This window comes from Streptomyces sp. OZ13, assembly GCF_052068155.1.
Classification (GTDB): Bacteria; Actinomycetota; Actinomycetes; order Streptomycetales; family Streptomycetaceae; genus Streptomyces.
The window spans coordinates 315,313-335,682 of sequence record NZ_JBQHCZ010000005.1 but is presented as its reverse complement, the minus strand read 5'-3'; the positions used below and the strand labels follow the sequence as shown (position 1 = coordinate 335,682).

Here is a 20,370-nt window from a genome sequence, read left to right as displayed (position 1 = left end):
CCGAGGAACCCCCGCTATACACACTGCGTATACACCCTGAGTACAGTGACCCTCATGTCCATCGGTCACACTCTCCTCGGCCTCCTCGAGGCCGGCCCCCGCCACGGCTACGACCTGAAGCGGGCCTTCGACGAGCGGTTCGGGCAGGACCGCCCGCTGCACTACGGACAGGTCTACTCGACCATGTCCCGGCTCCTGAAGAACGGTCTCGTCGAGGTCGACGGCGTCGAGTCCGGCGGCGGGCCGGAGCGGAAGCGGTACGCCATCACCGACGCCGGGATCACCGATGTCGAGCAGTGGCTCGCCCAGCCCGAGAAGCCCGAGCCGTACCTTCAGTCGACGCTCTACACCAAGGTCGTCATCGCCCTGCTCACCGGCCGCAGCGCCGCCGAACTGCTCGACGGCCAGCGCGCGGAGCATCTGCGGCTGATGCGGGTCCTCACCGACCGCAAGCGCCGCGGCGACCTCGCCGACCAACTGATCTGCGACCACGCCCTGTTCCACCTGGAAGCCGACCTCCGGTGGCTGGAACTGACCGCCGCGCGCCTCGACCGGCTCGCCTCGGAGGTCCGTGCGTGATCCCCGCCGGTTCCCTGCTCGTCGCCGACGGCCTGCGCAAGGCCTTCGGGTCCACCACCGCCCTCGACGACGCCTCGTTCTCCATCCATCCCGGCGAGGTCGTCGCCGTCATGGGACCGTCCGGCTCCGGCAAGTCGACCCTGCTGCACTGCCTCGCCGGCATCGTCCGGCCCGACGCCGGCTCCGTCACCTACGCGGGCCGCGAGATCACCGGCCTGCCGGACGCGGAACGCAGCGCGCTGCGCCGCTCGGACTTCGGGTTCGTGTTCCAGTTCGGCCAGTTGGTCCCGGAGTTGAGCTGCGTCGAGAACGTGGCACTGCCGCTGCGGCTCGGCGGCGTGAAGCGCAAGGAGGCCGAGCGCACGGCGCGGGAATGGCTGGAACGGCTCGAGGTCGGGGACACCGCGCGCAAGCGGCCCGGCGACATCTCCGGCGGCCAGGGGCAGCGGGTCGCGGTGGCCCGCGCGCTCGTCGCCTCGCCCAAGGTGGTCTTCGCCGACGAACCCACGGGCGCCCTGGACTCGCTCAACGGCGAGCGGGTGATGTCGCTGCTCACCGAAACGGCCCGCCGGCAGAACACGGCCGTCGTGCTCGTCACGCACGAGACCCGCGTCGCCGCCTACTCGGACCGGGAGGTCGTCGTGCGCGACGGCAGGGCACACGATCCCGAGCGGGTCGCATGAGCACGACACGGCACGAGCCGCGCCCCGTGCGCGCGGCACCGGTGCCGCGCCCCGCGCAGCGTGCGCACCGCGGGCCGGCCGCGCGGCTGCGGGACCTCGCCATGGGCATCCGGTTCGCCGTCTCCGGCGGCCGTGAGGGCCTGACCCGTACCGCGCTGACCGCTCTCGGAGTGGGGCTCGGCGTCGGGCTGCTGCTCGTCGCCGCGTCCGTGCCCCAAATGATGGACGCCCGGGACAGCCGTACCGCCGCCAGGACCGCCGTCGGACCGGGACTGGGCAAGCACGTGCCGGTCTCCGCGACGAGCCTGGTCACCGCGCCGGCCGACACCGACTACCGCACGCAGACCGTCGGCGGCGAGATCCTGCGGCCGGACGGCGCGGATCCGGCGCTGCCGCCTGGCCTCGACCGTGCCCCGGCGGCCGGCGAGATGTACGTCTCCCCCGCCCTCGCCGAACTCCTGGCCTCCCCCGAGGGACGGCTGCTGAAGGAACGCCTGCACCACCGCACGGTGGGCCTGATCGGCGACGCCGGGCTTCTCGATCCGGGCGAACTGCGCTTCTACGCGGGCAGTTCCACCCTGACCACGGAAACCGGCGGTGTGCGGGTCGAGCGCTACGGCACCCGGGGCGGCGGGGACCCGATGGCCCCCGTGCTCATCGTCGTCGTCGTGCTGGCGTGCGTGGTGCTGCTCGTACCGGTGACCGTCTTCGTCGCGACCGCCGTCCGCTTCGGCGGCGAACAGCGCGACCGGCGGCTCGCCGCCCTGCGCCTGGTGGGCGCGGACGCCCGGACGACCCGCTGGATCGCTGCCGGGGAGGCGCTGTTCGGCGCAGTGCTCGGACTGGCCGTCGGAGCCGGCGCGTTCGCCGCAGGCCGGCTGATCGCCGGCTCCGTACGGGTGTGGGACCTGAGCGCCTTCCCCTCCGACGTCGTACCGGTGCCCTGGCTCGGCGCGCTGATCCTTCTGGCCGTGCCGGTCGTGTCGGTGGTGGTGACGCTGCTGGCGATGCGCGCCGTGACGGTCGAACCGCTCGGTGTCGTACGGCGGTCGGCGCCGCGCCGCGGCCGCCTGTGGTGGCGGCTGCTGATGCTGCCCGCGGGACTGGCCGTGCTCCTGGCGACCGGCACCGTCCGCCAGGACCCGGAGGTCGTCGAACCGTGGCCCGTCGCGGCGGGGACGCTGCTGGTGCTGTTCTCGCTGACCGCGCTGCTCCCCTGGCTCGTCGACGCCGTCGTCCGGCGGCTCGGCCGCGGTCCGGTGGCCTGGCAGCTCGCCGTGCGCCGGCTCCAGCTGGGCAGCGCCTCCGCGACCAGGGCGGTGGGCGGCATCACGGTCGCGGTGGCGGGAGCGATCGCGCTGCAGATGGTGTTCGCCGCGGTGCACGACGACTTCAACCGGGTGACCGGACAGGACTCCGAGCGGGCTCAGCTGACGGTCTCCGCCGAGTTCCCGAGCGGTGAACTGGCCCGCGAGATGATCAGGGAGTTCCGCGCCACGGAAGGCGTGCGGGGCGTGATCGGCACGGTGGAGGCGTACGTGGTGTCCCCGGAGCCCGTCGCCGAGGGGGACATCCGGCCGACGACCACGCTGACGGTCGGAGACTGCCCCACCCTGCGGGAACTGGCCCGGATCCGCTCCTGCGGGGACGGCGACACGTTCGTCGTGCACAGCACCCGTGACGAGCCGCCGTCCGACTGGATCGACAGGACCGCCCGGAAGGGCAGGCCGGTGAACCTGAACAGCGACACTCAGTTCGACGGCTCCGCGCCGATGCTGTGGACCCTGCCGGGGCGGTCACCCACGGTGATGGCGCGCCCCGACCCGGTGGGCGAGGAGCACACCGGCATCTTCGCGACACCGGGCGCCGTGGACGTCTCCGCGCTCCCCGGCGCCCGGACCACGGCGCAGGTGCAGATCGACGAGAGCGTGCCGGACGCGAGGGAGTTCGTGCGCAACGCCGCGGCGCGGATCGACGCCCCGGTACAGGTCCGCACCATCCACAAGATCGAACGGGACCGGCAGTACGAGAGTGTCCGGACCGGGCTGCTGGCCGCCGCCACCGCGACGATGGGGCTGATCGCCGCGTCGATGGCGGTGGCCCAGATCGAGCAGCTCAGGGACCGCAGGCGGCTGCTGGCGGTCCTGGTCGCCTTCGGCACCGGCCGCTCCACACTGGCCTGGTCGGTCCTCCTGCAGACGGCCGTCCTGGTGGTGCTCGGCACGGCGATGGCGGTCGGGGCCGGTATAGGGCTGGGTGCGGCGATGCTGCGGATGATCGGGAAGCCGGTCACGCACTGGGGGTCGTTCCTCCCGGTGGCCGGCATGGGCGCGGGCCTGATCCTCGTGGTGACGCTGCTGAGCCTGCCGGTGCTGGTCCGCCTGATGCGCCCGGGTGGCCTCCGGACGGAGTGACGCCCGCCCGGTGCGGGTCGTCCCTCAGGGCGCGACCCGCACCTGGATCCGTTCCTCACGGCGCGGCCCGCACCCGGTCCGTCCTCAGGGCGCTACCCGCACCGGCAGGACGCCCATCGCCTCCCGCAGCGCCTCTGCGAACTCCTCGAACTCGCCGCCCCGGGCTGCGCCCGACCGCATCGCCAGCGCGATCCGGCGTGACGGCGCGGGATCGGCGAACCAGCCGGTCTGGAGGCGGCCCGCGCGGCCGGTCTCCACATCGACGGCCGTCCGCGGCAGCAGGGTCACCCCGAGGCCGCCCGCGACCAGCTGGACGAGCGTGGCGAGGCCCGCGGCGGTCGTGGTCACGGGGCCGCCCTCGGTGCGGCCCGCCTCGCGGCAGATGTCGAGGGCCTGGTCCCGCAGACAGTGCCCCTCGTCGAGGAGGAGCAGATGCAGCTCGCGCAGCGCCTCGCGCGGAATGTCCTGGCGGCCGCCGAGCCAGTGGTCCTCGGGGGTGACCAGGACGAAGTCCTCGTCGAACAGCGGAAGTTCGGTGACTCCGGGCACTCCGAGCGGCACGGCGAGCAGCAACAGGTCCAGCCGCCCCGCACCGAGCCCCTCCAGCAGTGACGAGGTCTGCTCCTCGTGCACCTGGAGATCCAGCTCCGGGTACCGCTCATGGACCAGCTTCAGCACGGTCGGCAGCAGATACGGTGCGACCGTCGGGATCACGCCCAGCCGGAGCACGCCCGTGAACGGCGCCCTCACCGCCTCCGCCTCGTCCATGAGGGCGCCGACGGCCTCCAGCACGGCCCTGGCCCGGACCGCGAGCCTCTCCCCGGCCGGGGAGAGGAGCACCTTGCGCGTCGTACGCTCGAGGAGCTGGACACCGAGTGCCTCCTCGAGCGCCGAGACGGCGCCGGACAGTGCGGGCTGACTCGTCCCGATTGCCGCCGCCGCGTCCCGGAAGTGCAGATGCTCGGCCACGGCCGCGAAGGCGCGCAGCTGTGCGAGGCTCGGCTGTTTGCCCCTGTTTGTTATGGCCACTGATAAGTTCCTCCGATCGCGATGACCGAGTCTAGCTATTTCCGCGATCAATGCACTCTGTGCCACTATCAAGATCCGTCCAACCCCACCGGATGCCCCCAAAAAGGGAAATCCTGTTTGCAAGGAGAGCGCGTGCTCACTGTCGGTGACCAGTTCCCCACGTTCGAGCTGACCGCCTGCGTCTCGCTGGAGAGCGGCAAGGAGTTCGAGCAGATCAACCACAAGTCCTACGAGGGCAAGTGGAAGGTCGTGTTCGCGTGGCCCAAGGACTTCACCTTCGTCTGCCCGACCGAGATCGCCGCGTTCGGCAAGCTGAACGACGAGTTCGCCGACCGTGATGCCCAGATCCTCGGCTTCTCCGGCGACTCCGAGTTCGTCCACCACGCCTGGCGCAAGGACCACGCCGACCTGCGTGACCTGCCCTTCCCGATGATGGCCGACTCGAAGCACGAGCTGATGCGCGACCTCGGCATCGAGGGCGAGGACGGCTTCGCGCAGCGCGCCGTCTTCATCGTCGACCCGAACAACGAGATCCAGTTCACCATGGTGACCGCCGGTTCCGTCGGCCGTAACCCCAAGGAGGTCCTGCGGGTGCTGGACGCCCTGCAGACCGACGAGCTGTGCCCGTGCAACTGGACCAAGGGCGAGAACACCCTCGACCCCGTCGCGCTGCTGTCGGGCGAGTGATCCGCCATGGCTCTCGATGAACTGAAGGCCGCCGTACCGGACTACGCCAAGGACCTGAAGCTGAACCTCGGCTCGGTCATCGGCAACAGCGAGCTCCCCCAGCAGCAGCTGTGGGGCACCGTGCTGGCCTGCGCGATCGCCTCGCGTTCGCCGCGGGTGCTGCGTGAGCTGGAGCCGGAGGCGAAGGCCAACCTCAAGCCCGAGGCGTACGCCGCCGCCAAGTCGGCCGCCGCGGTCATGGCGATGAACAACGTCTTCTACCGGACCCGGCACCTGCTGTCGGACCCGGAGTACGGGACGCTCCGTGCCGGTCTGCGGATGAACGTCATCGGCAACCCCGGTGTGGAGAAGGTCGACTTCGAGCTGTGGTCGCTCGCCGTCTCCGCCATCAACGGCTGCGGCCAGTGCCTCGACTCGCACGAGCAGGTGCTGCGCAAGGCCGGAGTGGACCGCGAGACGATCCAGGAGGCCTTCAAGATCGCCGCGGTGATCCAGGCCGTGGGTACGACGCTGGACGCAGAGGCCGTCATGGCCGAGTAGTCCTCGCGCACACGCGGAAGGGCCCTGCCGACCGGAAACGGTCGGCAGGGCCCTTCCGCGTGCCGTCAGCTCTTCAGCCGGGCCATCAGCGCCCTCATGTCCTCGATCATCAGCGGCTCGAAGTCGCTCACGTCGGTGAGCGGCTCGCCGGTTTCCGCGTCCCAGTCGCTGCTGGTCGACATGGAGAGCACCGCCTGGCCGTCCAGCACCTCCAGAGTGATGCCGCCGCTGTCCCGGACGACGAAGGCCAGTTCACCGAGACCGTCGACGCGACGCAGTGCCGTCGTGTCGTCCACCGCCGCGTCGTCCACGGCCGAGTCGTCGACGGCCGTGTCCTCGACGGCTGAGTGCCGGGCCGCCATCATGCCCTCGAACTCGGGGCCGGGGTCGGTCTTCTTGTGCAGGGTGTACCCCACGGAGACGCTCGGCAGCGAGCCCAGCTCGTTCCCGTCCTCGTCGGTCGGGAGTTCGTACCCCTGCGGCGTCATCTCGATGTAGCACGACACGTCGTCGAGGCTCTCGTGCGCACTGCGCCATGCCGAGCCCCGGTCCACCCGCTCGCCGATCGCGGCCGTCAGCGCGCTCAATTCCGCGTCCAGGCACAGGTTCCGGCTCGCGCGGTATCCCCCGAGGTCCGGTTCCGCGCTGGAGTACGCGTACAGGCCGCCCGCCCACACCGCCGACGCGACGACCGCACCGCCGATTGCCCACAGCCAGCCGGGACGGGCGCGGCGCGGACCGCCGGGGCCCTGGTCCTCCGTCACCACGTCATCGGCGGCGACGCGTTGTCCGGGGAGCTCGGCCGCGCCGAAGTACCCCTCCGGCACGAGCTCCGGTTCCGAGATCACTCCTGCTCCTCGGGTGTGCGGCCCTGCGCCGGCGGGGACTCCTCCGCGGCGGCCGTCGCCGCCGCCGCGTCGAGGGACGTCGAGCCGTGCGGCGGCGGGGAGTGGCGCAGCGCCTGTTCCCTGCCGTACACCCGCAGATAGCCGACGACCGTGTTGGTCACGGCGACGAGCGGGACCGCCACGACCGCGCCGCCGATGCCGGCGGTCAGACCGCCGCAGGCCACGGCGAGCACCACGGCGAGCGGGTGCACCCGCACCGCGCGGCCCAGGATGAACGGCTGCAGCACATGGCCCTCGAGCTGCTGGACGGCGAGGACGACGACCAGCACCATGAGCGCCGTGAACACGCCCTGGGTGACCAGCGCGACGACCACCGCGAGAGCGCCGGAGACCACCGCGCCGACCAGGGGGATGAAGGCGAAGAGGAAGATGAACACGGCGAGCGGCACGGCCAGCGGCACGTCGAGGAAGTAGATCCCGAGGCCGATGAAGATCGCGTCGATCAGTGCCACTATCACCGTGCCGCGGACATACGCGGTCAGGGTGCGCCAGGCACGCGGTCCGGCACCGGCGACCCCCGGCCGCGCCTGCGCGGGGACGAGTTTGAGCACCCACTCCCAGATGCGCCTGCCGTCGTACAGCAGGAACAGCGTGGAGAACATCGCCAGCAGTATCCCGGTGAGCACCTCGACCATCACGCTCACACCCTGGAGACCGGCCGAGGTGATCTCCTCGGTGTTGGTGCCGATGGTGTCGCTGAGGTTCTCCGCGATGTCGTTGATCTGACTCTCCGTCACATGGAACGGGCTGTCGAGGAGCCAGCGCTTCAGCTCGTCGATGCCGTCCCGGACACGGTCGGAGAGGTTGTCCAGGTTGTCCATCACCTGCCACACCACGAACCAGCCGACCAGGCCCATGATGACGAAGCCGAGGATCGCCGTCACGGCGGTGGCGAAGCCCCGCGGGAGGCCCAGTCTGCACAGCCGGGCGACGGTCGGCTGAAGCATCGCGGTGACGAGCAGGGACGCCACGAACGCCAGCACCACCAGCTGCACGGCGCTGATCGCCCGCATCAACACCCAGAGGGTGCCCGCCAGTACGAGCAGCCGCCAGCCCGCCTCCGCCGCGACGCGCATCCCCCAGGGGATGGCGGCGACCGGGTCGGGCCTCGCGGGCACGGCCGGCGCGTAGGCCGGCGGCGGGGGAACGCTCTCGGGGAGCCGCGGCGCCCCGGGCAGCTCGTCGTCGGCGTCCGGGGCGCCCTCGTTGCGGCGCTCCTCCAGGCGCTCTCCCATCCGGGTCAGCCCGGCACCCACCCGGCCGAGCCATCCTGGAACCTTCGACATGATGCTTCCTCTTTCCCCCGCCCACTCTCCCCCTGAGCCCTCAAGGCACGGGCGTCCCCGACCGGGGAGTACCGGATTGAGACCGTACACGCACGGAGCCCCTCACCGTAGGACGGTGAGGGGCTCCGAAAAGTTGAGCGACCGGCGGGCCGGAGGCCGACTAGTACCAGTGGTTGGCCTGCCAGAACGACCAGGCGCCGCACGGGCTGCCGTAGCGGCTGTCCATGTAGTTCAGGCCCCACTTGATCTGGGTGGCCGGGTTGGTCTGCCAGTCCGCGCCCGCGGTCGACATCTTGGAGCCCGGCAGTGCCTGGACGAGGCCGTACGCACCGGAAGACGGGTTCTGCGCGCGGTAGTTCCAGCTGGACTCGTGGTCCACGATGTTGCTGAAGCACTGGAACTGGTCGGCGGGCACCATCTGGCGCGCCATCGCCTGGACCTCGGCGATGGTGTAGGACGCCTGGGCGGAGAAGCTCGACGCGTCGCGGACGGCGTCGCGGTTGGCGCGGGCCTCCGCGGCCGCGGCCTCCTCGCGCTCCTTCTTCGCCTTCTCCTCGGCGGCTTCCTTCTTCGCCTTGGCGGTTTCGGCCGCCTGGATGCGTGCCGATTCCTCGGCGGACTTCTTCGCAGCCGCGTCCGCGGCAGCGGCCTGTGCATCGGCCTGCTGCGTCAGGGACGACACCTGGATCTGGGCCTGCTCGCCCATGGGAATGTCCGCGAGGAGCGTCGTGTCGGCGGCAGCCGCCTCGAGGTTGTCGCCCGAGGTCTGGGTGTTGCCCGACGCGACGCCGACGACGGCGCCGACGGTGGTGACCGCAGTAGCCGAAGCCACTGCGAATCCCCGGACCGAGATCCGGCTCACACGGTTTCCTTCCAGCATCGCCCGCACAGGTGACCCCGCGAGCGAAATCTTGCCCCTGACGCTGGCCTCCCCACTGATCGGGTCACGGGAGGCGCGGGCCCGGTGGGCAACTCCCCAGGGGAGCTGCCGCATTGTGCTCGCGGGCGGCATGCGACTGACATGTCTTGAATTGTGTGTTGCTGTGCACCAACTGTGGTGCGGATGTGTCGCATGCGGGGCCTGACGGAAGCAAGACTCTGCCGCAGGGCGAGGCCGCAAGGCAATTCTTCGTTGCGTGTGAAAGCTCACACCCCGTTTGAGCCAGGGCTTTTGAAGGAATCGGCGGACAGCACGACGCCGCCCGGCTACGCTCTTGCGCTTCGCCGGGCGGCGTCAAGTGACTTGCCCTATATGCCGGACAGGCCCCTGGGACCTATCGGATCAGATGTGCCCGTCCTCCAGCATTTCGGTCACCAGGGCGGCGATCTGTGAACGCTCCGAGCGGGTGAGGGTGACATGCGCGAACAGCGGATGCCCCTTCAGTTTCTCCACCACGGCGACCACTCCGTCGTAGCGGCCGACCCGGAGGTTGTCCCGCTGGGCCACGTCATGCGTGAGGACGACCCGGGAATTCGCCCCGATACGGGACAGAACCGTCAGCAGGACGTTCCGTTCCAGCGACTGGGCCTCGTCGACGATGACGAACGCGTCATGAAGGGAACGGCCCCGGATGTGCGTCAGCGGCAGGACCTCCAGCATGCCGCGGTTCAGGACCTCCTCGATGACCTCACGGCCAGCGACGGCGGACAGCGTGTCGAAGACCGCCTGCGCCCACGGGCTCATCTTCTCGGCCTCGGTGCCCGGCAGATAGCCGAGCTCCTGCCCGCCCACCGCGTAGAGCGGTCTGAAGACCATCACCTTCTGGTGCTGCCTGCGCTCGAGGACCGCTTCGAGGCCCGCGCACAGCGCCAGTGCCGACTTGCCGGTGCCGGCCCGGCCGCCGAGCGAGACGATGCCGACCTCCTGGTCGAGGAGCAGATCCAGGGCGATGCGCTGCTCGGCGCTGCGACCGTGGATTCCGAACACCTCGCGGTCGCCCCGCACCAGGCGGACGTTGCCCTCGGCGGTGACCCGCCCCAGCGCCTTGCCGCGCTCGGACTGCAGCACCAGACCGGTGTGCACGGGCAGATCCGCCGCCTCCGGTACGTACAGCGTCTCCTCCCCGTACAGGAGGTCGACCTGCTCCGCCGTCAGGGGCAGGTCGGTCATGCCCGTCCAGCCCGTGTCGGTGATGGCGAGCTCCGCTCGGTACTCCTCCGCGAGCAGGCCGACCGACGACGCCTTGATGCGCAGCGGCAGATCCTTGGAGACGACCGTGACGTCGTACCCCTCCGCCTGGAGGTTGCGCGCGACGGCCAGAATCCGTGAGTCGTTGTCCCCCAGCCTGAAACCGGCCGGCAGTACGCCGGGATCCGAGTGGTTGAGCTCGACACGCAGCGTGCCACCGAGGTCCCCGATGGGCAGCGGAGAGTCGAGGCGGCCGTACCGGACCCGGAAGTCGTCCAGCAGGCGCAGCGCCTGGCGGGCGAAGTAACCGAGCTCCGGATGGTGCCTCTTGGCCTCCAGCTCCGTCACCACGACGACGGGGAGCACGACCTCGTGCTCGTCGAAGCGGCTCATGGCTTTCGGGTCCGCCAGCAGGACGCTGGTGTCGAGAACGTAGGTGCGCCGGTCGTTCATACGGCGCTTTGTGCTGTTCACCACGGAAGGACGTACCCCCTCGGACGAGGTCGGGGTGCGACGGCGTCGCGGGCCATGGGTCCTCCCGCCGGAGCGGGGGACGGGCCGGGCTCAGGCCACGATGCGCGGGCCGAGCGCCGGCCCTCCGCGTGGTCCGCACCGCTGGTGCAGTCCTTCGTGTGCAAAGGGCCTCCCGGGTGGGCGGCGTGAGCCGCTCACTGAGATCCGACGTTCGTGGATCGGACGTCGACCTGCAAGAGGTATGCCCTCGAACAACTCCGGCCATGCCAGGAGGCCGGGCGTCCGCCGGATGAACGTGCGGTGACGAGGCGCGTCGAGGGGGCGCGTGGCTGCCGCGCCGCGCCGGGCCGACGACGTGACGGCTCCGGGCGGAAGGTGAAAGGGGCCGGGGCGGGGCCCGGTTCAGGCAGAGGCTGCAGGTCAGGCAGAGGCGCCCGGTTCAGGGAGACGCTGCCGGGTCGGGCAGAGGCGGCGGTCAGGCGCCGTAGCGGCGGTGACGAGCCGCGTAGTCGCGCAGTGCGCGCAGGAAGTCGACCTTACGGAACGCCGGCCAGAAGACTTCGCAGAAGTAGTACTCGGAGTGCGCGCTCTGCCAGAGCATGAACCCGGAGAGCCGCTGCTCCCCGCTGGTGCGGATCACCAGGTCGGGATCCGGCTGGCCACGGGTGTACAGGTGCTCGGAGATGTGCTCGACGTCGACGATCTCGGCGAGCTCCTCGAAGCTCGTGCCCTTCTCCGCATGCTCCAGCAGCAGCGAACGGACCGCGTCCGCGATCTCCTGGCGGCCGCCGTAGCCGACGGCGACGTTGACCAGTATTCCCTTCACGTCCGCCGTGGCCTGCTCGGCCTCCTTCAGCACCCGCTGCGTGTGGTCGGGCAGCAGGTCCAGGGTGCCCACGTGGTGCACCCGCCAGCGCCCGTCGGCGGCGAGGTTGCGCACCGTGTTCTCGATGATGCCGAGAAGCGGCTTGAGCTCCTCTTCGGGGCGGTCGAAGTTGTCCGTGGACAGGAGCCACAGGGTGACGACCTCGACATCGGTCTCCGCGCACCAGCCGAGCAGCTCGGAGATCTTGTCGGCGCCGGCCTGGTGCCCCTGTGCGGCCGTGCCGCCGGAGGCCTTCGCCCAGCGGCGGTTGCCGTCGAGGATGACACCGATGTGCTTGGGCACCTGGGCATGGTCGAGGCGGCCTTCCACCCGGCGCGCGTAGAGCCTGTACACCAGGTCGCGCAGGTTCACAGTTCTTACACCCCTCCATGCGGCAGTCCCCGAAGGCGCAACCCTACTGCGGGCCGGGCACGGCGGCCCAACCCGGTGTGTCACAAGTCCGTGATAAGGAGGGAAGCGTGACTGATTCCCCTTATTACCTCGCCGACGCCGACCGCTACGCGTCCATGGAGTACCGCCGCAGCGGCCGCTCCGGCCTCAAGCTGCCCGCGCTGTCCCTGGGCCTCTGGCACAACTTCGGCGACGACCGCACGCTGAGCTCGCAGCGCACGATCCTGCGCCGCGCGTTCGACCTGGGCGTCACCCACTTCGACCTCGCGAACAACTACGGACCGCCGCCCGGGTCCGCCGAGCTGAACTTCGGCAAGATCTTCGCGCAGGACTTCGCCCGCTACCGGGACGAGATCGTCGTCTCCACCAAGGCCGGCTATCTCATGCACCCCGGGCCGTACGGCGAGTGGGGTTCGCGCAAGTATCTGCTGTCGTCGCTGGACGCCTCCCTGAAGCGGATGGGCCTCGACCACGTCGACATCTTCTACTCCCACCGCTTCGACCCGGAGACTCCGCTCGAGGAGACGATGGGAGCGCTCGCATCCGCCGTGCAGCAGGGCAAGGCGCTGTACGTGGGCGTGTCCTCCTACAACGCGGAGCAGACCGCGGAGGCGGCCGGGCTGCTGAAGGAAATGGGTGTCCCCGCGCTCATCCACCAGCCCTCGTACTCGATGATCAACCGCTGGATCGAGGACGACGAGCTGCTGGACACCCTGGAGGACGCCGGTATGGGCTGCATCTCCTTCGTGCCGCTCGCGCAGGGGCTGCTCACCGGCAAGTACCTGAAGGGCATCCCGGAGGGCTCGCGCGCCACCCAGGGCAAGTCGCTCGACCCGAACCTGCTGTCCGACGAGGTGGTGCGACGGCTGCGCGGCCTCAACGACATCGCCGCGCGCCGTGGCCAGTCGCTGGCCCAGCTGGCGATCTCGTGGGTGCTGCGCGACCCGCGGATGACGTCCGCGCTCATCGGCGCGTCCAGCGTGCAGCAGCTCGAAGAGAACGTCGCCGCGCTGGCCGGGGCGCCTCTGACGCAGGCGGAGCTGGAGGAGATCGACACCTTCGCGGTGGACACGAAGGGCACGAACATCTGGGCCGACCGGGGCTGACCCGCCGGGAGGAAACATAAAACGGGCCGGTCCGTGGGGGGGATACGGACCGGCCCGAGGGGGGGTTTCCACCATAACCCTTCGTAAGTGGTGCGCGGTGCCACGCCATGCCGAAGTGGCGCCGGAATTCGCCGGGGAAGGTGCGGGGCCGTGCGGCAGCGCTCCGGGAGCGGCCGGGGCCGTACCTCCCACGGGGGACCCCGGCCGTGAGGCGCCGCATTGACGAACGGACCCGCGTGCGGTCGAGCGATCGAACGGGACGGGCCCCATCGGGCAAATGAGGACAGCATCTGACCTGTATGGGTCCTAGCGTCGCCGGTATGACGAAGAAGACCGCCGATGTGACATGGCCGCAGGCGAACGCCCGGCGGCTGGCCCGTCAGGGGCTGGCCGCTCCCGGGTCCCCGGGCCTCACCTCCCCCGCGGCCGTCGCCGGCGCGATGCTCGGGGCCCACGCGCAGGTGCTGTCCGCCGGGGAGCTGTCCCTCGCCCTGCGGCTGGCACCCGGCGCCACCCGGGCGGACGTGCGCCACGCACTGTGGACGGACCGGACACTGGTGAAGACGTACGGCCCGCGCGGCACCGTCCATCTGCTGCCCACGGCGGACCTGCCGATGTGGACGGGCGCCCTGTCGGCGGTGCCCGCCGGGAGGAACCCGTGGCCGGACGGCGTACGGATGACACCGGAGCAGACCGACGAGGTCGTCGCGGCAGTCCGTGACGCGCTGGCCGGCGAGCCGCTCACCGTCGACGAACTGACGGAGGCGATCGTCGACCGCACCGGGCCGTGGGCGGGCGAGCGGGTGATGGACGCCTTCCAGGACAAGTGGCCGCGCTGGCGGCAGATCACGCACACGGCCGCGCATCGCGGCGCGCTCGCCTTCGGCCCGAACCGTGGCCGCAACGTCACCTACACCAGCCCCGGAGTCACGCCGATGGACGGGCGGGACGCTCTGCCCGAACTCATGCACCGCTATCTGCGCGCGTACGGGCCCGCCACCCCCGCGGACTTCGCCCGGTGGTTCGGAGCGCCGCCCGCCTGGGCGGGCGGGCTCTTCACGGACCTGGCGGCCGGGCGGCGGATCGCGGAGGTCACCTTCGAGGGCGCCCCCGGGTGGGTCGCCCGGGGCGACGCCGCGTTCCCGGACCAGGAGCCGGCGCGGGGCGTGCGCCTCCTGCCCTACTTCGACGCGTACGCCATCGCCTGCCGGCCACGGGACCGGCTGTTCCCGGGGGCGGCTCGCACCCGGGCGCTGGCCGGGGGCCAGGCCGGCAACTACCCGGTGGTGCTGGTGGACGGGGTCGTGGCCGGAGTCTGGCACCAGCGCCGCTCGGGCCGACGCCTCGCGGTGACGGTGGAACCGGTCGGCGAGGCGCTGGAGCGGGCGGGGGCACGCGATGAACTGGCCCGGGAGGTCGAGCGGGTGGGCGCGGCCCTGGAGGGCCGCGCCCAGCTGACCGTCGGCACCGTGGCGGTCGGGCCGCACGCGTGACGCGCCGCCCTCCTCGTCAGGTCAGCTCATGGCCGGTCGTGCTGTCGACGTTGCCGGGAAGCTCGCCCTCGTGCCGGTCACCGGTCGAGCTGGTACCGGACGGCTCGAACATCAGGACGGAGCCGCCGGTCGAGGTGGGCCGGTGCTCGGTGCCCTTGGGTACGACGAAGGTGTCGCCCTTGCGCAACTCCACGGTGGACTCGGTGCCGTCGGCCGCGCGCAGCGCGATGTCGAACCGCCCGTCGAGGACGAGGAAGAACTCGTCCGTGTCCTCGTGCACGTGCCACACATGGTCGCCCAGGGTGTGCGCGATGCGGACGTCGTAGTCGTTCATACGGGCGACGATGCGCGGACTGTAGACGTCGTCGAAGGAGGCGAGGGCTTCGGTGATGTTGACGGGCTTCTTCGCGATGGCATCCATGGGCCGATTCTGCGCGCCGACGGGCCGCCGTGTCGCGCGTATTCGCAGCGGCTCAGACGGCCGCGAGCGCCCCCAGGACGACACCGGCCAGCGCCCCCGCGATCATGAACGGCCCGAAGGCGATCGTGCTCCGGCGGCTCGCGCGGCGCAGGGCGACCAGCCCGAGCCCGTACAGCGAGCCGAACAGGAAGCCGGCGAACGCGCCCGCGAAGAGCACGCCCCAGCCGTACCAGCCGAGCACGACCCCGAGCGCGAGCGCGAGTTTCACGTCCCCGAACCCCATGCCGCCGGGGTGAATCAGGAACAGCACGAAGTACGCGCCGCCCAGCACGAGTCCGCCCAGCAGGGCCGTGGCCCACGCCCCGCCGGCCCGCGGCAACAGCCCGGCCACCCCCAGCAGGGCGGCGGCCGCGCCGGCCAGCGGCAGCGTCAGCCGGTCCGGCAGCCGGCGCACCCTCAGGTCGACCAGGGCCAGCAGCACGGCGAACGGCGCCAGCACCAGCCAGGCCGCCAGCTCCGGCCGTGCGCCCGTCGCCGCGGCGAGAACGGCGCAGGCCGCCGCGGTGACGAGCGGTGCCGCGAGCCGCGCCGGGACGGGAGCCGCGCAGCAGGCGCCACCGAGCCACCCGCGCCCCGGCCCCGCAAACACGTGCCCCGCCGGGCAGGCGTCCCGCCATGGCTCGCCCGCCCCCACGGACAGCCGGTACGCCGCCCGCGGGCACAGCAGGCCGGTGCCCGCACCCCACAGGGCGGCGACGACGATCAGCGCTGCGTCCACGCCCCGAGCGTAAGCCGGACGCGACTACGGTGGAGGCCATGCGACGAGGACGCCGATGGCGTGACGGAACAGGGACGTTGACGGTCGACGGCCGTCCCGTCGCCGAGGTCGAGATAGCCGCCACGTACCGGGCCCGGCGCCGCGGCCTCCTCGGCCGCGACGGCATCGAGGGCGCGATGCTCCTGACCCCCTGCGGCAGCGTCCACTCGGTGGGGATGCGCTTCACCATCGACGTGGCCTACCTCGACCGTGACCTGCGCGTCCTCATTGTCCGCACCATGCCCCCCGGCCGCGTGGGCCTGCCGCGACCGCGGGCCCGCCATGTGCTCGAGGCGGCGGCGGGGGCGGCGGCGAAGTGGGGGGTACGGCGGGGCGTCACGCTCACGATCACCGTTCCGTCCTGACGCGCCCGGCACCGTAGGGGCGTTCACCTGCCCGGTGCTCGGACGGTACGCGCGGCGCGGAGACGCAGCACTGAGCGTGACCGTCTCACTCCCTGGGGAACGACACCTCGACGCGGCGGTTCTTCCGGCGGCCCTCCTCCGACGTGTTGCTCGCGATCGGATAGTCCTCGCCGTAGCCCCGGATCTCGTACGTGATCCCCTCGGCGCTCAACTGCTGTGACAGCACGCTGTGCACGGCGTCGGCGCGCTCCTTCGACAGCTTGTCGCCGTGCGCCTCGGTGCCGAGGTCGTCCGTGAAGCCGAACACACGGATCTTCTTGGCGTTCTGCTTCTTGATCTCGGCGGCGATCGCCGAGATGCGGGACGTGGCCTCGCCGGAGAGCTTGGCGCTGTCCTTCCCGAAGAGGACCTCGGCCTGGAGGGCCAACGTGATGTCCGAGTTCGTCTCCTCGCGGCGCTCCTCACCGCTGATGTCCTCGACGACGGACTTGATGTCGATGACCTTCGGGTCGGCCAGCGTCGCGCCCTCGGGGAGCTTCAGGTCCGAGTCGTTGGCGTCGACCTTCACGGGCGCCTCGGCAGGCGGCGCCGCGTAGGGGCCGTCGTCGGCGAAGGCGCTGCCGCCGGCGAGAAGGCCGGCGGAAAGCGCACCGGCGAGGACGACGGCGGTCACGGTTGTCCTGGTCGCGGGGCGCATCAGGACAACTCGATCGTGGTGCTGGGGAAACCGGGGAACTGGAGGGCGAGTTGTGTGGTGCCCGCCGGTGGCGCGGGGAACTGGGCAAAGAAGGTGAGGGAGTCGCCGGGCTCCATACGCGTGCGGTATGCGTAGGTGGTGAGGGGTCGGTTGTCCGTGTCGCGCAGCACGTAGTACCGCTTCTTACCGGCCGAGTCAACAAGGGTCATGCCGGCAAACGAGCGACCGGTAGCTGCGACGGACTGCTCCAAGCCGCTCCACTGGACGGGGGTGGTGAACTGTTCCGCCCCGGTGTTCTTAATGACGCCGTCCAGGGTCAAAAAGCCGCCCTCGTCCCTTCGTGCCGAGAACACGGACATCTCCACCCCCTTGTCGCCCTTGACCGTTGCGATGGGCTCGCTCGATGTACTGGGTGCCGACTCCGGTGCCGAACTGGCCTTGTCCTCACCCTTGGATCCGGTGGGTGCTGATGACGACGAACCCTTCGGGTTCGCCTCGTCGCCGCCACCGCCACAGGCCGACAGAGTGAGGATCAAGGCGGACGACAGCACAGCTGCCGCAGCCCGGCGCCTGTTCCTCATATGCCGCTTGCTCATCAATCCTGTTCCTTTGCGTTCATCGGCTCAGTCCTCGGCCAGTCGGACGGTGAAAAGGTCTGCCATGTCGGGCAGCAAATCGGGCTCTTCGGGGTCGATGACCCACTCGTCGGAGTCACAGAGCAGCTTGCCCGGTAAGGGCTTCTGCTCGTCGGCATCGTCTCCTTCGCCGGGTTGCGTGGGCACGCTCTCCCCAGGCGTAAAGGTGCAGCGTGGTTCCACGACGGCGGTGGCACGTGCCGTGGCGTGCTTGCTGCCGGTTCCCTCGATGATGCTGTCGCCCATCGACTCCCCGGACTCGACGTTGACGGTGAAGCCCCATCGGCCGTCGCTCAGCGGCGTGCAGCTGCCGGCCACGGCTTCGTTCCGGGCAGCGAAGTCGGCCGCACGCGCGCAGCCGTCCGGGGTGTCTGTCGGCAACCGGCCGTCGAGGATGAGCTCCAGGTCTTCGATGAGGGCCGTCAATTCAAGCTGGTCCCTGGAATCCTGGGCCGCTGCCAGTGCGGCGGCGTCGGCCGCGGTCTGCGTGCCGTTGCGGGTCACATCGGCTTGGCCGAATGCCAGGTACACAAGGACGAGAAAGAGAAGGCCGACCACGGCTGCCATGTAGAGCGGGGTCGCCTGGCCGTCATCGTCCGGCCCAGGAAAGCTCAGCCGCCGCCACCGCCGAGAACCGAATTGATTTTCTCGGTGAACGTGTTCGCGATCTCGGCGCCCATGTTCGTGTTCAGCAGCAGCACCACGATCGCCACCACCAGAATCGTGATCCCGACGTACTCGATCGACCCCTGCCCCCGATCGTCGCGGAGTCCGTCCCGGCGGAGTCCGATCGCAGCCGCGACCTTGTGCAGGCCGAAGTCCCTCATGGCGTACCCCTCGTTCCCCTTCGACGGACCGCTGGTTCATGTCGGTCCGGCCTCCCTCGCCGCTGATCACTCCATGGAGTCTCCCGGCTACGCCGGGCCTCCGAGGAGAATCTCCCACATTCGCTTGCGTGAGCGAAGACCGTTGGTCGAATCGCTCGTGAACCGTTCACCGTGGCAACCTCACCCGTCAGCCTCCGAAGATCGCGCCGAAGTCCACGTCGGCCGCGTAGTAGAAGCCCGCCACGATCAGGATCATCGTGCCGGGCAGCATGAAGCTCGTGACGATCAGCGTCGCCTTCGGGACCGCCTTCGCCGCCTTCCGTCTCGCGTTCTGGGCGTCCGTCCTGCGCATGTCGTTGGCGATCTGGATCAGGGTGTCGACGATGGGGGCGCCCAGTTCCTCGCCCTGCTGGAGCGCCGAGACGAACATGGAGACCTGCTCCGACTCGTTGCGGCGGCGCAGCTGTTCAAAGGCCTCGCGCCGGCCCATGCCCATGTCCATCTGCCGGAGCGTGATGCGCAGTTCGTCCGACCAGGGGCCCTCGTACTTCTCCGCGACGCGCTCCAGGGCCTGGCGGAAGCCGAGGCCGGCGGAGACGACGACGGCCAGTACGTCGAGGAAGTCCGGCAGGGTGCGTTCGATGTCGTCCCGGCGGCGGGCGATGGCCGCCCGGAGCAGGACGTCCGTCCAGAACAGGCCGTAGAGCAGGAACAGGACGGCGAGGACGACCTGCCCGTTCATGAGCATCCCGAAGGCGACGAGCCCGCCGAGGACCCCGTAGACGGCGCGGCGGGCCGCGTACCGGTCGACCGTCAGGCCGCCGGGGTTGCCGGCCATGTCGAGCCTGCGGCGGACGCGGTCGACGTGGCGCGGGCCCATCAGGCGCTGGACCGAGGGGGCCCAGCGCATGCCGAGGCGGTCGATGGCCATGCCCGGATAGCTGGTGCGGGTGGCGCCGACCTCCAGAGCGATGGCGAGGTCGCCGGGGAGCTTGGCCTCCGCCCGGTACATGCGTATGCCGAGGAAGACGCCGACGACGGCGACGCCGGTCACGGCGGCCAGGGCCAGTCCGAGCATGTGGGTCTCCTCCCTTCTGGTCAGGTCTCAGATGCGGACGCGGGTGAGCCGGTTGATGAGGATGAAGCCGAGTGCGTACAGCCCGGCCGCGACCAGTACGGCGACGCGGCCCCCGAGTGCGCCGGTCATGTCCTCCAGTGCCCCGTCCCGCATGCCGTTGATGACGAGCAGGAAGCCGAGGCCGAGCACCGGGACGGCCACCGCCGTGACCTTGACCTGCGAGAGGAGGGTGGTGACTTCCCGCCGGGTCTCCTTGCGTTCCTCCAGGGTCTCGGTGAGGTTGCGCAGTGAGGTGACGATGGTGCCGCCCGCACGGTTGGACAGGATCAGGGTGGACACGAGCACGGTGAGTTCGCGTGACGGGAGGCGTTCGACGAGGTCGCCGAGCGCGTCGTCGAGGGAGCGGCCGAGCGCCAGTTGGTCGGCGACGCGGCGCAGCTCCTCTCGCGCCGGGTCGTCGAGCTCCTCCACGGCCATGCCGATCGCGGTGCGCAGGGCGAGCCCGGCCTGGGTGGCGTTGGCGAGCACCCGGGTGAGTTCGGGGAGCTGGCTGATGAACGCCTCGGTGCGTTTGGCCCGCTGCCAGTTCAAAAAGCCGTTCGCGCCCCAGACGCCGATCAGGACGGCGAGCAGGCCGAAGAAGGGCGCGAAGACCGAGCCGACGACGAAGTAGAGCGCCAGCAGGGCGGCGACGACGTAGACGGCGTACTCCCCGGCGGTCAGTTCCAGGCCGGTCGCGGAGATGTTCCGCTCGATGCGCCGGCCGAGCCGGGTGCCGCGCAGCCTGCGGTCCACTCCCGCGAAGCGGCGCCGGCGGCCGCTCTCGAGGGCGAGCGGTCCGGACTGCGACATGCGGTCGACGAGGGCCTGGCGTTGTGCCTGGCCCACCGACCAGGAGCGCACGCCGAGGACGGCGAGTACGCAGCC

General features: G+C 70.8%; 22 protein-coding genes. 8 read left to right on the top strand and 14 right to left on the bottom strand.

All coding sequences use genetic code 11. The annotated features are described in order from the left end of the window. The first annotated feature begins 54 nt into the window (after positions 1–54). Genes ACTMTU_RS14980 through ACTMTU_RS14970 form a run of 3 tightly spaced genes read left to right on the top strand, consistent with a single transcriptional unit; the run spans position 55 to position 3,676 of the window. Entirely contained in the window at positions 55–579 is a 525-nt protein-coding gene (locus tag ACTMTU_RS14980) for a PadR family transcriptional regulator (protein WP_441263970.1), read from the top strand. Beyond that, positions 576–1,262: an ABC transporter ATP-binding protein gene (locus ACTMTU_RS14975; protein ID WP_441263969.1), complete on the top strand. Its 687-nt coding sequence runs from the start codon at positions 576–578 to the stop codon at positions 1,260–1,262. Before ACTMTU_RS14980 ends, ACTMTU_RS14975 begins: the two co-directional genes overlap by 4 nt. After that, on the top strand, positions 1,259–3,676 hold the full coding sequence (locus tag ACTMTU_RS14970) for an FtsX-like permease family protein (protein ID WP_441263968.1): 2,418 nt from the start codon (positions 1,259–1,261) through the stop codon (positions 3,674–3,676). Before ACTMTU_RS14975 ends, ACTMTU_RS14970 begins: the two co-directional genes overlap by 4 nt. Positions 3,677–3,760: 84 nt before the next feature. Here the strand turns inward: ACTMTU_RS14970 and ACTMTU_RS14965 are convergent, their stop codons facing one another. Next, a complete protein-coding gene (locus ACTMTU_RS14965; protein WP_441263967.1) occupies positions 3,761–4,705 on the bottom strand; it encodes a LysR substrate-binding domain-containing protein in 945 nt (314 codons plus the stop codon). 132 nt (positions 4,706–4,837) lie between these two features. Here ACTMTU_RS14965 and ACTMTU_RS14960 point away from each other — a divergent pair, with 132 nt between their 5' ends. Both ACTMTU_RS14960 and ACTMTU_RS14955 read left to right on the top strand, forming a co-directional pair. Then, the gene (locus ACTMTU_RS14960) at positions 4,838–5,392 is read left to right on the top strand and encodes a peroxiredoxin (RefSeq protein WP_037773847.1); all 555 of its coding nucleotides are present in this window, start codon (positions 4,838–4,840) and stop codon (positions 5,390–5,392) included. A gap of 6 nt (positions 5,393–5,398) precedes the next feature. Beyond that, entirely contained in the window at positions 5,399–5,932 is a 534-nt protein-coding gene (locus ACTMTU_RS14955) for an alkyl hydroperoxide reductase (RefSeq protein WP_441263966.1), read from the top strand. 65 nt (positions 5,933–5,997) lie between these two features. Here the strand turns inward: ACTMTU_RS14955 and ACTMTU_RS14950 are convergent, their stop codons facing one another. From ACTMTU_RS14950 to ACTMTU_RS14930, 5 genes are all read right to left on the bottom strand, one after another. After that, positions 5,998–6,780: a hypothetical protein gene (locus ACTMTU_RS14950; protein WP_441263965.1), complete on the bottom strand. Its 783-nt coding sequence runs from the start codon at positions 6,778–6,780 to the stop codon at positions 5,998–6,000. Then, on the bottom strand, positions 6,777–8,126 hold the full coding sequence (locus ACTMTU_RS14945) for an AI-2E family transporter (protein ID WP_441263964.1): 1,350 nt from the start codon (positions 8,124–8,126) through the stop codon (positions 6,777–6,779). Before ACTMTU_RS14945 ends, ACTMTU_RS14950 begins: the two co-directional genes overlap by 4 nt. Positions 8,127–8,286: 160 nt before the next feature. Then, positions 8,287–8,988 carry a transglycosylase SLT domain-containing protein gene (locus tag ACTMTU_RS14940; protein WP_441263963.1) on the bottom strand — a complete coding sequence of 234 codons (702 nt, stop codon included), beginning with the start codon at positions 8,986–8,988 and terminating at the stop codon, positions 8,287–8,289. Positions 8,989–9,408: 420 nt separating this feature from the next. Continuing rightward, on the bottom strand, positions 9,409–10,731 hold the full coding sequence (locus ACTMTU_RS14935) for a PhoH family protein (protein ID WP_356623312.1): 1,323 nt from the start codon (positions 10,729–10,731) through the stop codon (positions 9,409–9,411). A gap of 472 nt (positions 10,732–11,203) precedes the next feature. Beyond that, positions 11,204–11,965: an isoprenyl transferase gene (locus tag ACTMTU_RS14930; RefSeq protein WP_005312639.1), complete on the bottom strand. Its 762-nt coding sequence runs from the start codon at positions 11,963–11,965 to the stop codon at positions 11,204–11,206. 107 nt (positions 11,966–12,072) lie between these two features. On the opposite strand from ACTMTU_RS14930, the gene mgrA reads away from it, so the two are divergent. After that, positions 12,073–13,110, top strand: a complete 1,038-nt coding sequence (gene mgrA, locus ACTMTU_RS14925) for an L-glyceraldehyde 3-phosphate reductase (RefSeq protein WP_441263962.1) — start codon at positions 12,073–12,075, stop codon at positions 13,108–13,110. A gap of 320 nt (positions 13,111–13,430) precedes the next feature. Further along, the gene (locus ACTMTU_RS14920; protein WP_441263961.1) at positions 13,431–14,603 is read left to right on the top strand and encodes a winged helix DNA-binding domain-containing protein; all 1,173 of its coding nucleotides are present in this window, start codon (positions 13,431–13,433) and stop codon (positions 14,601–14,603) included. 16 nt (positions 14,604–14,619) lie between these two features. Here ACTMTU_RS14920 and ACTMTU_RS14915 read toward each other — a convergent pair whose 3' ends face one another. Continuing rightward, the gene (locus ACTMTU_RS14915) at positions 14,620–15,024 is read right to left on the bottom strand and encodes a cupin domain-containing protein (RefSeq protein WP_441263960.1); all 405 of its coding nucleotides are present in this window, start codon (positions 15,022–15,024) and stop codon (positions 14,620–14,622) included. 52 nt (positions 15,025–15,076) lie between these two features. Continuing rightward, entirely contained in the window at positions 15,077–15,802 is a 726-nt protein-coding gene (locus ACTMTU_RS14910) for a prepilin peptidase (protein ID WP_441263959.1), read from the bottom strand. A 38-nt stretch (positions 15,803–15,840) separates the two neighbouring features. On the opposite strand from ACTMTU_RS14910, the gene ACTMTU_RS14905 reads away from it, so the two are divergent. Then, on the top strand, positions 15,841–16,206 hold the full coding sequence (locus ACTMTU_RS14905) for a DUF192 domain-containing protein (protein WP_441263958.1): 366 nt from the start codon (positions 15,841–15,843) through the stop codon (positions 16,204–16,206). Positions 16,207–16,291: 85 nt separating this feature from the next. Here the strand turns inward: ACTMTU_RS14905 and ACTMTU_RS14900 are convergent, their stop codons facing one another. The 6 genes from ACTMTU_RS14900 to ACTMTU_RS14875 form a co-directional block, all read right to left on the bottom strand. Then, positions 16,292–16,903, bottom strand: coding sequence for an OmpA family protein (locus ACTMTU_RS14900; RefSeq protein WP_441263957.1), 612 nt, complete (start codon positions 16,901–16,903; stop codon positions 16,292–16,294). Continuing rightward, positions 16,903–17,499: a hypothetical protein gene (locus ACTMTU_RS14895; protein ID WP_441263956.1), complete on the bottom strand. Its 597-nt coding sequence runs from the start codon at positions 17,497–17,499 to the stop codon at positions 16,903–16,905. The genes ACTMTU_RS14900 and ACTMTU_RS14895 overlap by 1 nt, the downstream gene beginning before the upstream one ends. A 27-nt stretch (positions 17,500–17,526) precedes the next feature. Next, positions 17,527–18,153, bottom strand: coding sequence for a pilus assembly protein TadG-related protein (locus ACTMTU_RS14890; protein ID WP_441264228.1), 627 nt, complete (start codon positions 18,151–18,153; stop codon positions 17,527–17,529). Continuing rightward, positions 18,150–18,365 (bottom strand): hypothetical protein, encoded by a 216-nt coding sequence (locus tag ACTMTU_RS14885; RefSeq protein WP_441264227.1) that lies wholly within the window; start codon positions 18,363–18,365, stop codon positions 18,150–18,152. The genes ACTMTU_RS14890 and ACTMTU_RS14885 overlap by 4 nt, the downstream gene beginning before the upstream one ends. A 187-nt stretch (positions 18,366–18,552) precedes the next feature. Then, complete coding sequence (locus ACTMTU_RS14880) at positions 18,553–19,443, bottom strand: DUF5936 domain-containing protein (RefSeq protein WP_441263955.1); 891 nt, start codon at positions 19,441–19,443, stop codon at positions 18,553–18,555. A gap of 27 nt (positions 19,444–19,470) precedes the next feature. Next, positions 19,471–20,295, bottom strand: coding sequence for a type II secretion system F family protein (locus ACTMTU_RS14875; RefSeq protein WP_441264226.1), 825 nt, complete (start codon positions 20,293–20,295; stop codon positions 19,471–19,473). Between the last annotated feature and the right edge of the window lie 75 nt (positions 20,296–20,370).

Coding starts and splice junctions, on each gene's coding strand:
- ACTMTU_RS14980 (WP_441263970.1), top strand. CDS start 55: ATGTCCATCGGTCACACTCTCCTCGGCCTCCTCGAGGCCGGCCCCCGC.
- ACTMTU_RS14970 (WP_441263968.1), top strand. CDS start 1,259: ATGAGCACGACACGGCACGAGCCGCGCCCCGTGCGCGCGGCACCGGTG.
- ACTMTU_RS14955 (WP_441263966.1), top strand. CDS start 5,399: ATGGCTCTCGATGAACTGAAGGCCGCCGTACCGGACTACGCCAAGGAC.
- ACTMTU_RS14945 (WP_441263964.1), bottom strand. CDS start 8,126: ATGTCGAAGGTTCCAGGATGGCTCGGCCGGGTGGGTGCCGGGCTGACC.
- ACTMTU_RS14920 (WP_441263961.1), top strand. CDS start 13,431: ATGACGAAGAAGACCGCCGATGTGACATGGCCGCAGGCGAACGCCCGG.
- ACTMTU_RS14915 (WP_441263960.1), bottom strand. CDS start 15,024: ATGGATGCCATCGCGAAGAAGCCCGTCAACATCACCGAAGCCCTCGCC.
- ACTMTU_RS14905 (WP_441263958.1), top strand. CDS start 15,841: ATGCGACGAGGACGCCGATGGCGTGACGGAACAGGGACGTTGACGGTC.
- ACTMTU_RS14900 (WP_441263957.1), bottom strand. CDS start 16,903: ATGCGCCCCGCGACCAGGACAACCGTGACCGCCGTCGTCCTCGCCGGT.
- ACTMTU_RS14895 (WP_441263956.1), bottom strand. CDS start 17,499: ATGAGCAAGCGGCATATGAGGAACAGGCGCCGGGCTGCGGCAGCTGTG.
- ACTMTU_RS14885 (WP_441264227.1), bottom strand. CDS start 18,365: ATGAGGGACTTCGGCCTGCACAAGGTCGCGGCTGCGATCGGACTCCGC.
- ACTMTU_RS14880 (WP_441263955.1), bottom strand. CDS start 19,443: ATGCTCGGACTGGCCCTGGCCGCCGTGACCGGCGTCGCCGTCGTCGGC.
- ACTMTU_RS14875 (WP_441264226.1), bottom strand. CDS start 20,295: ATGTCGCAGTCCGGACCGCTCGCCCTCGAGAGCGGCCGCCGGCGCCGC.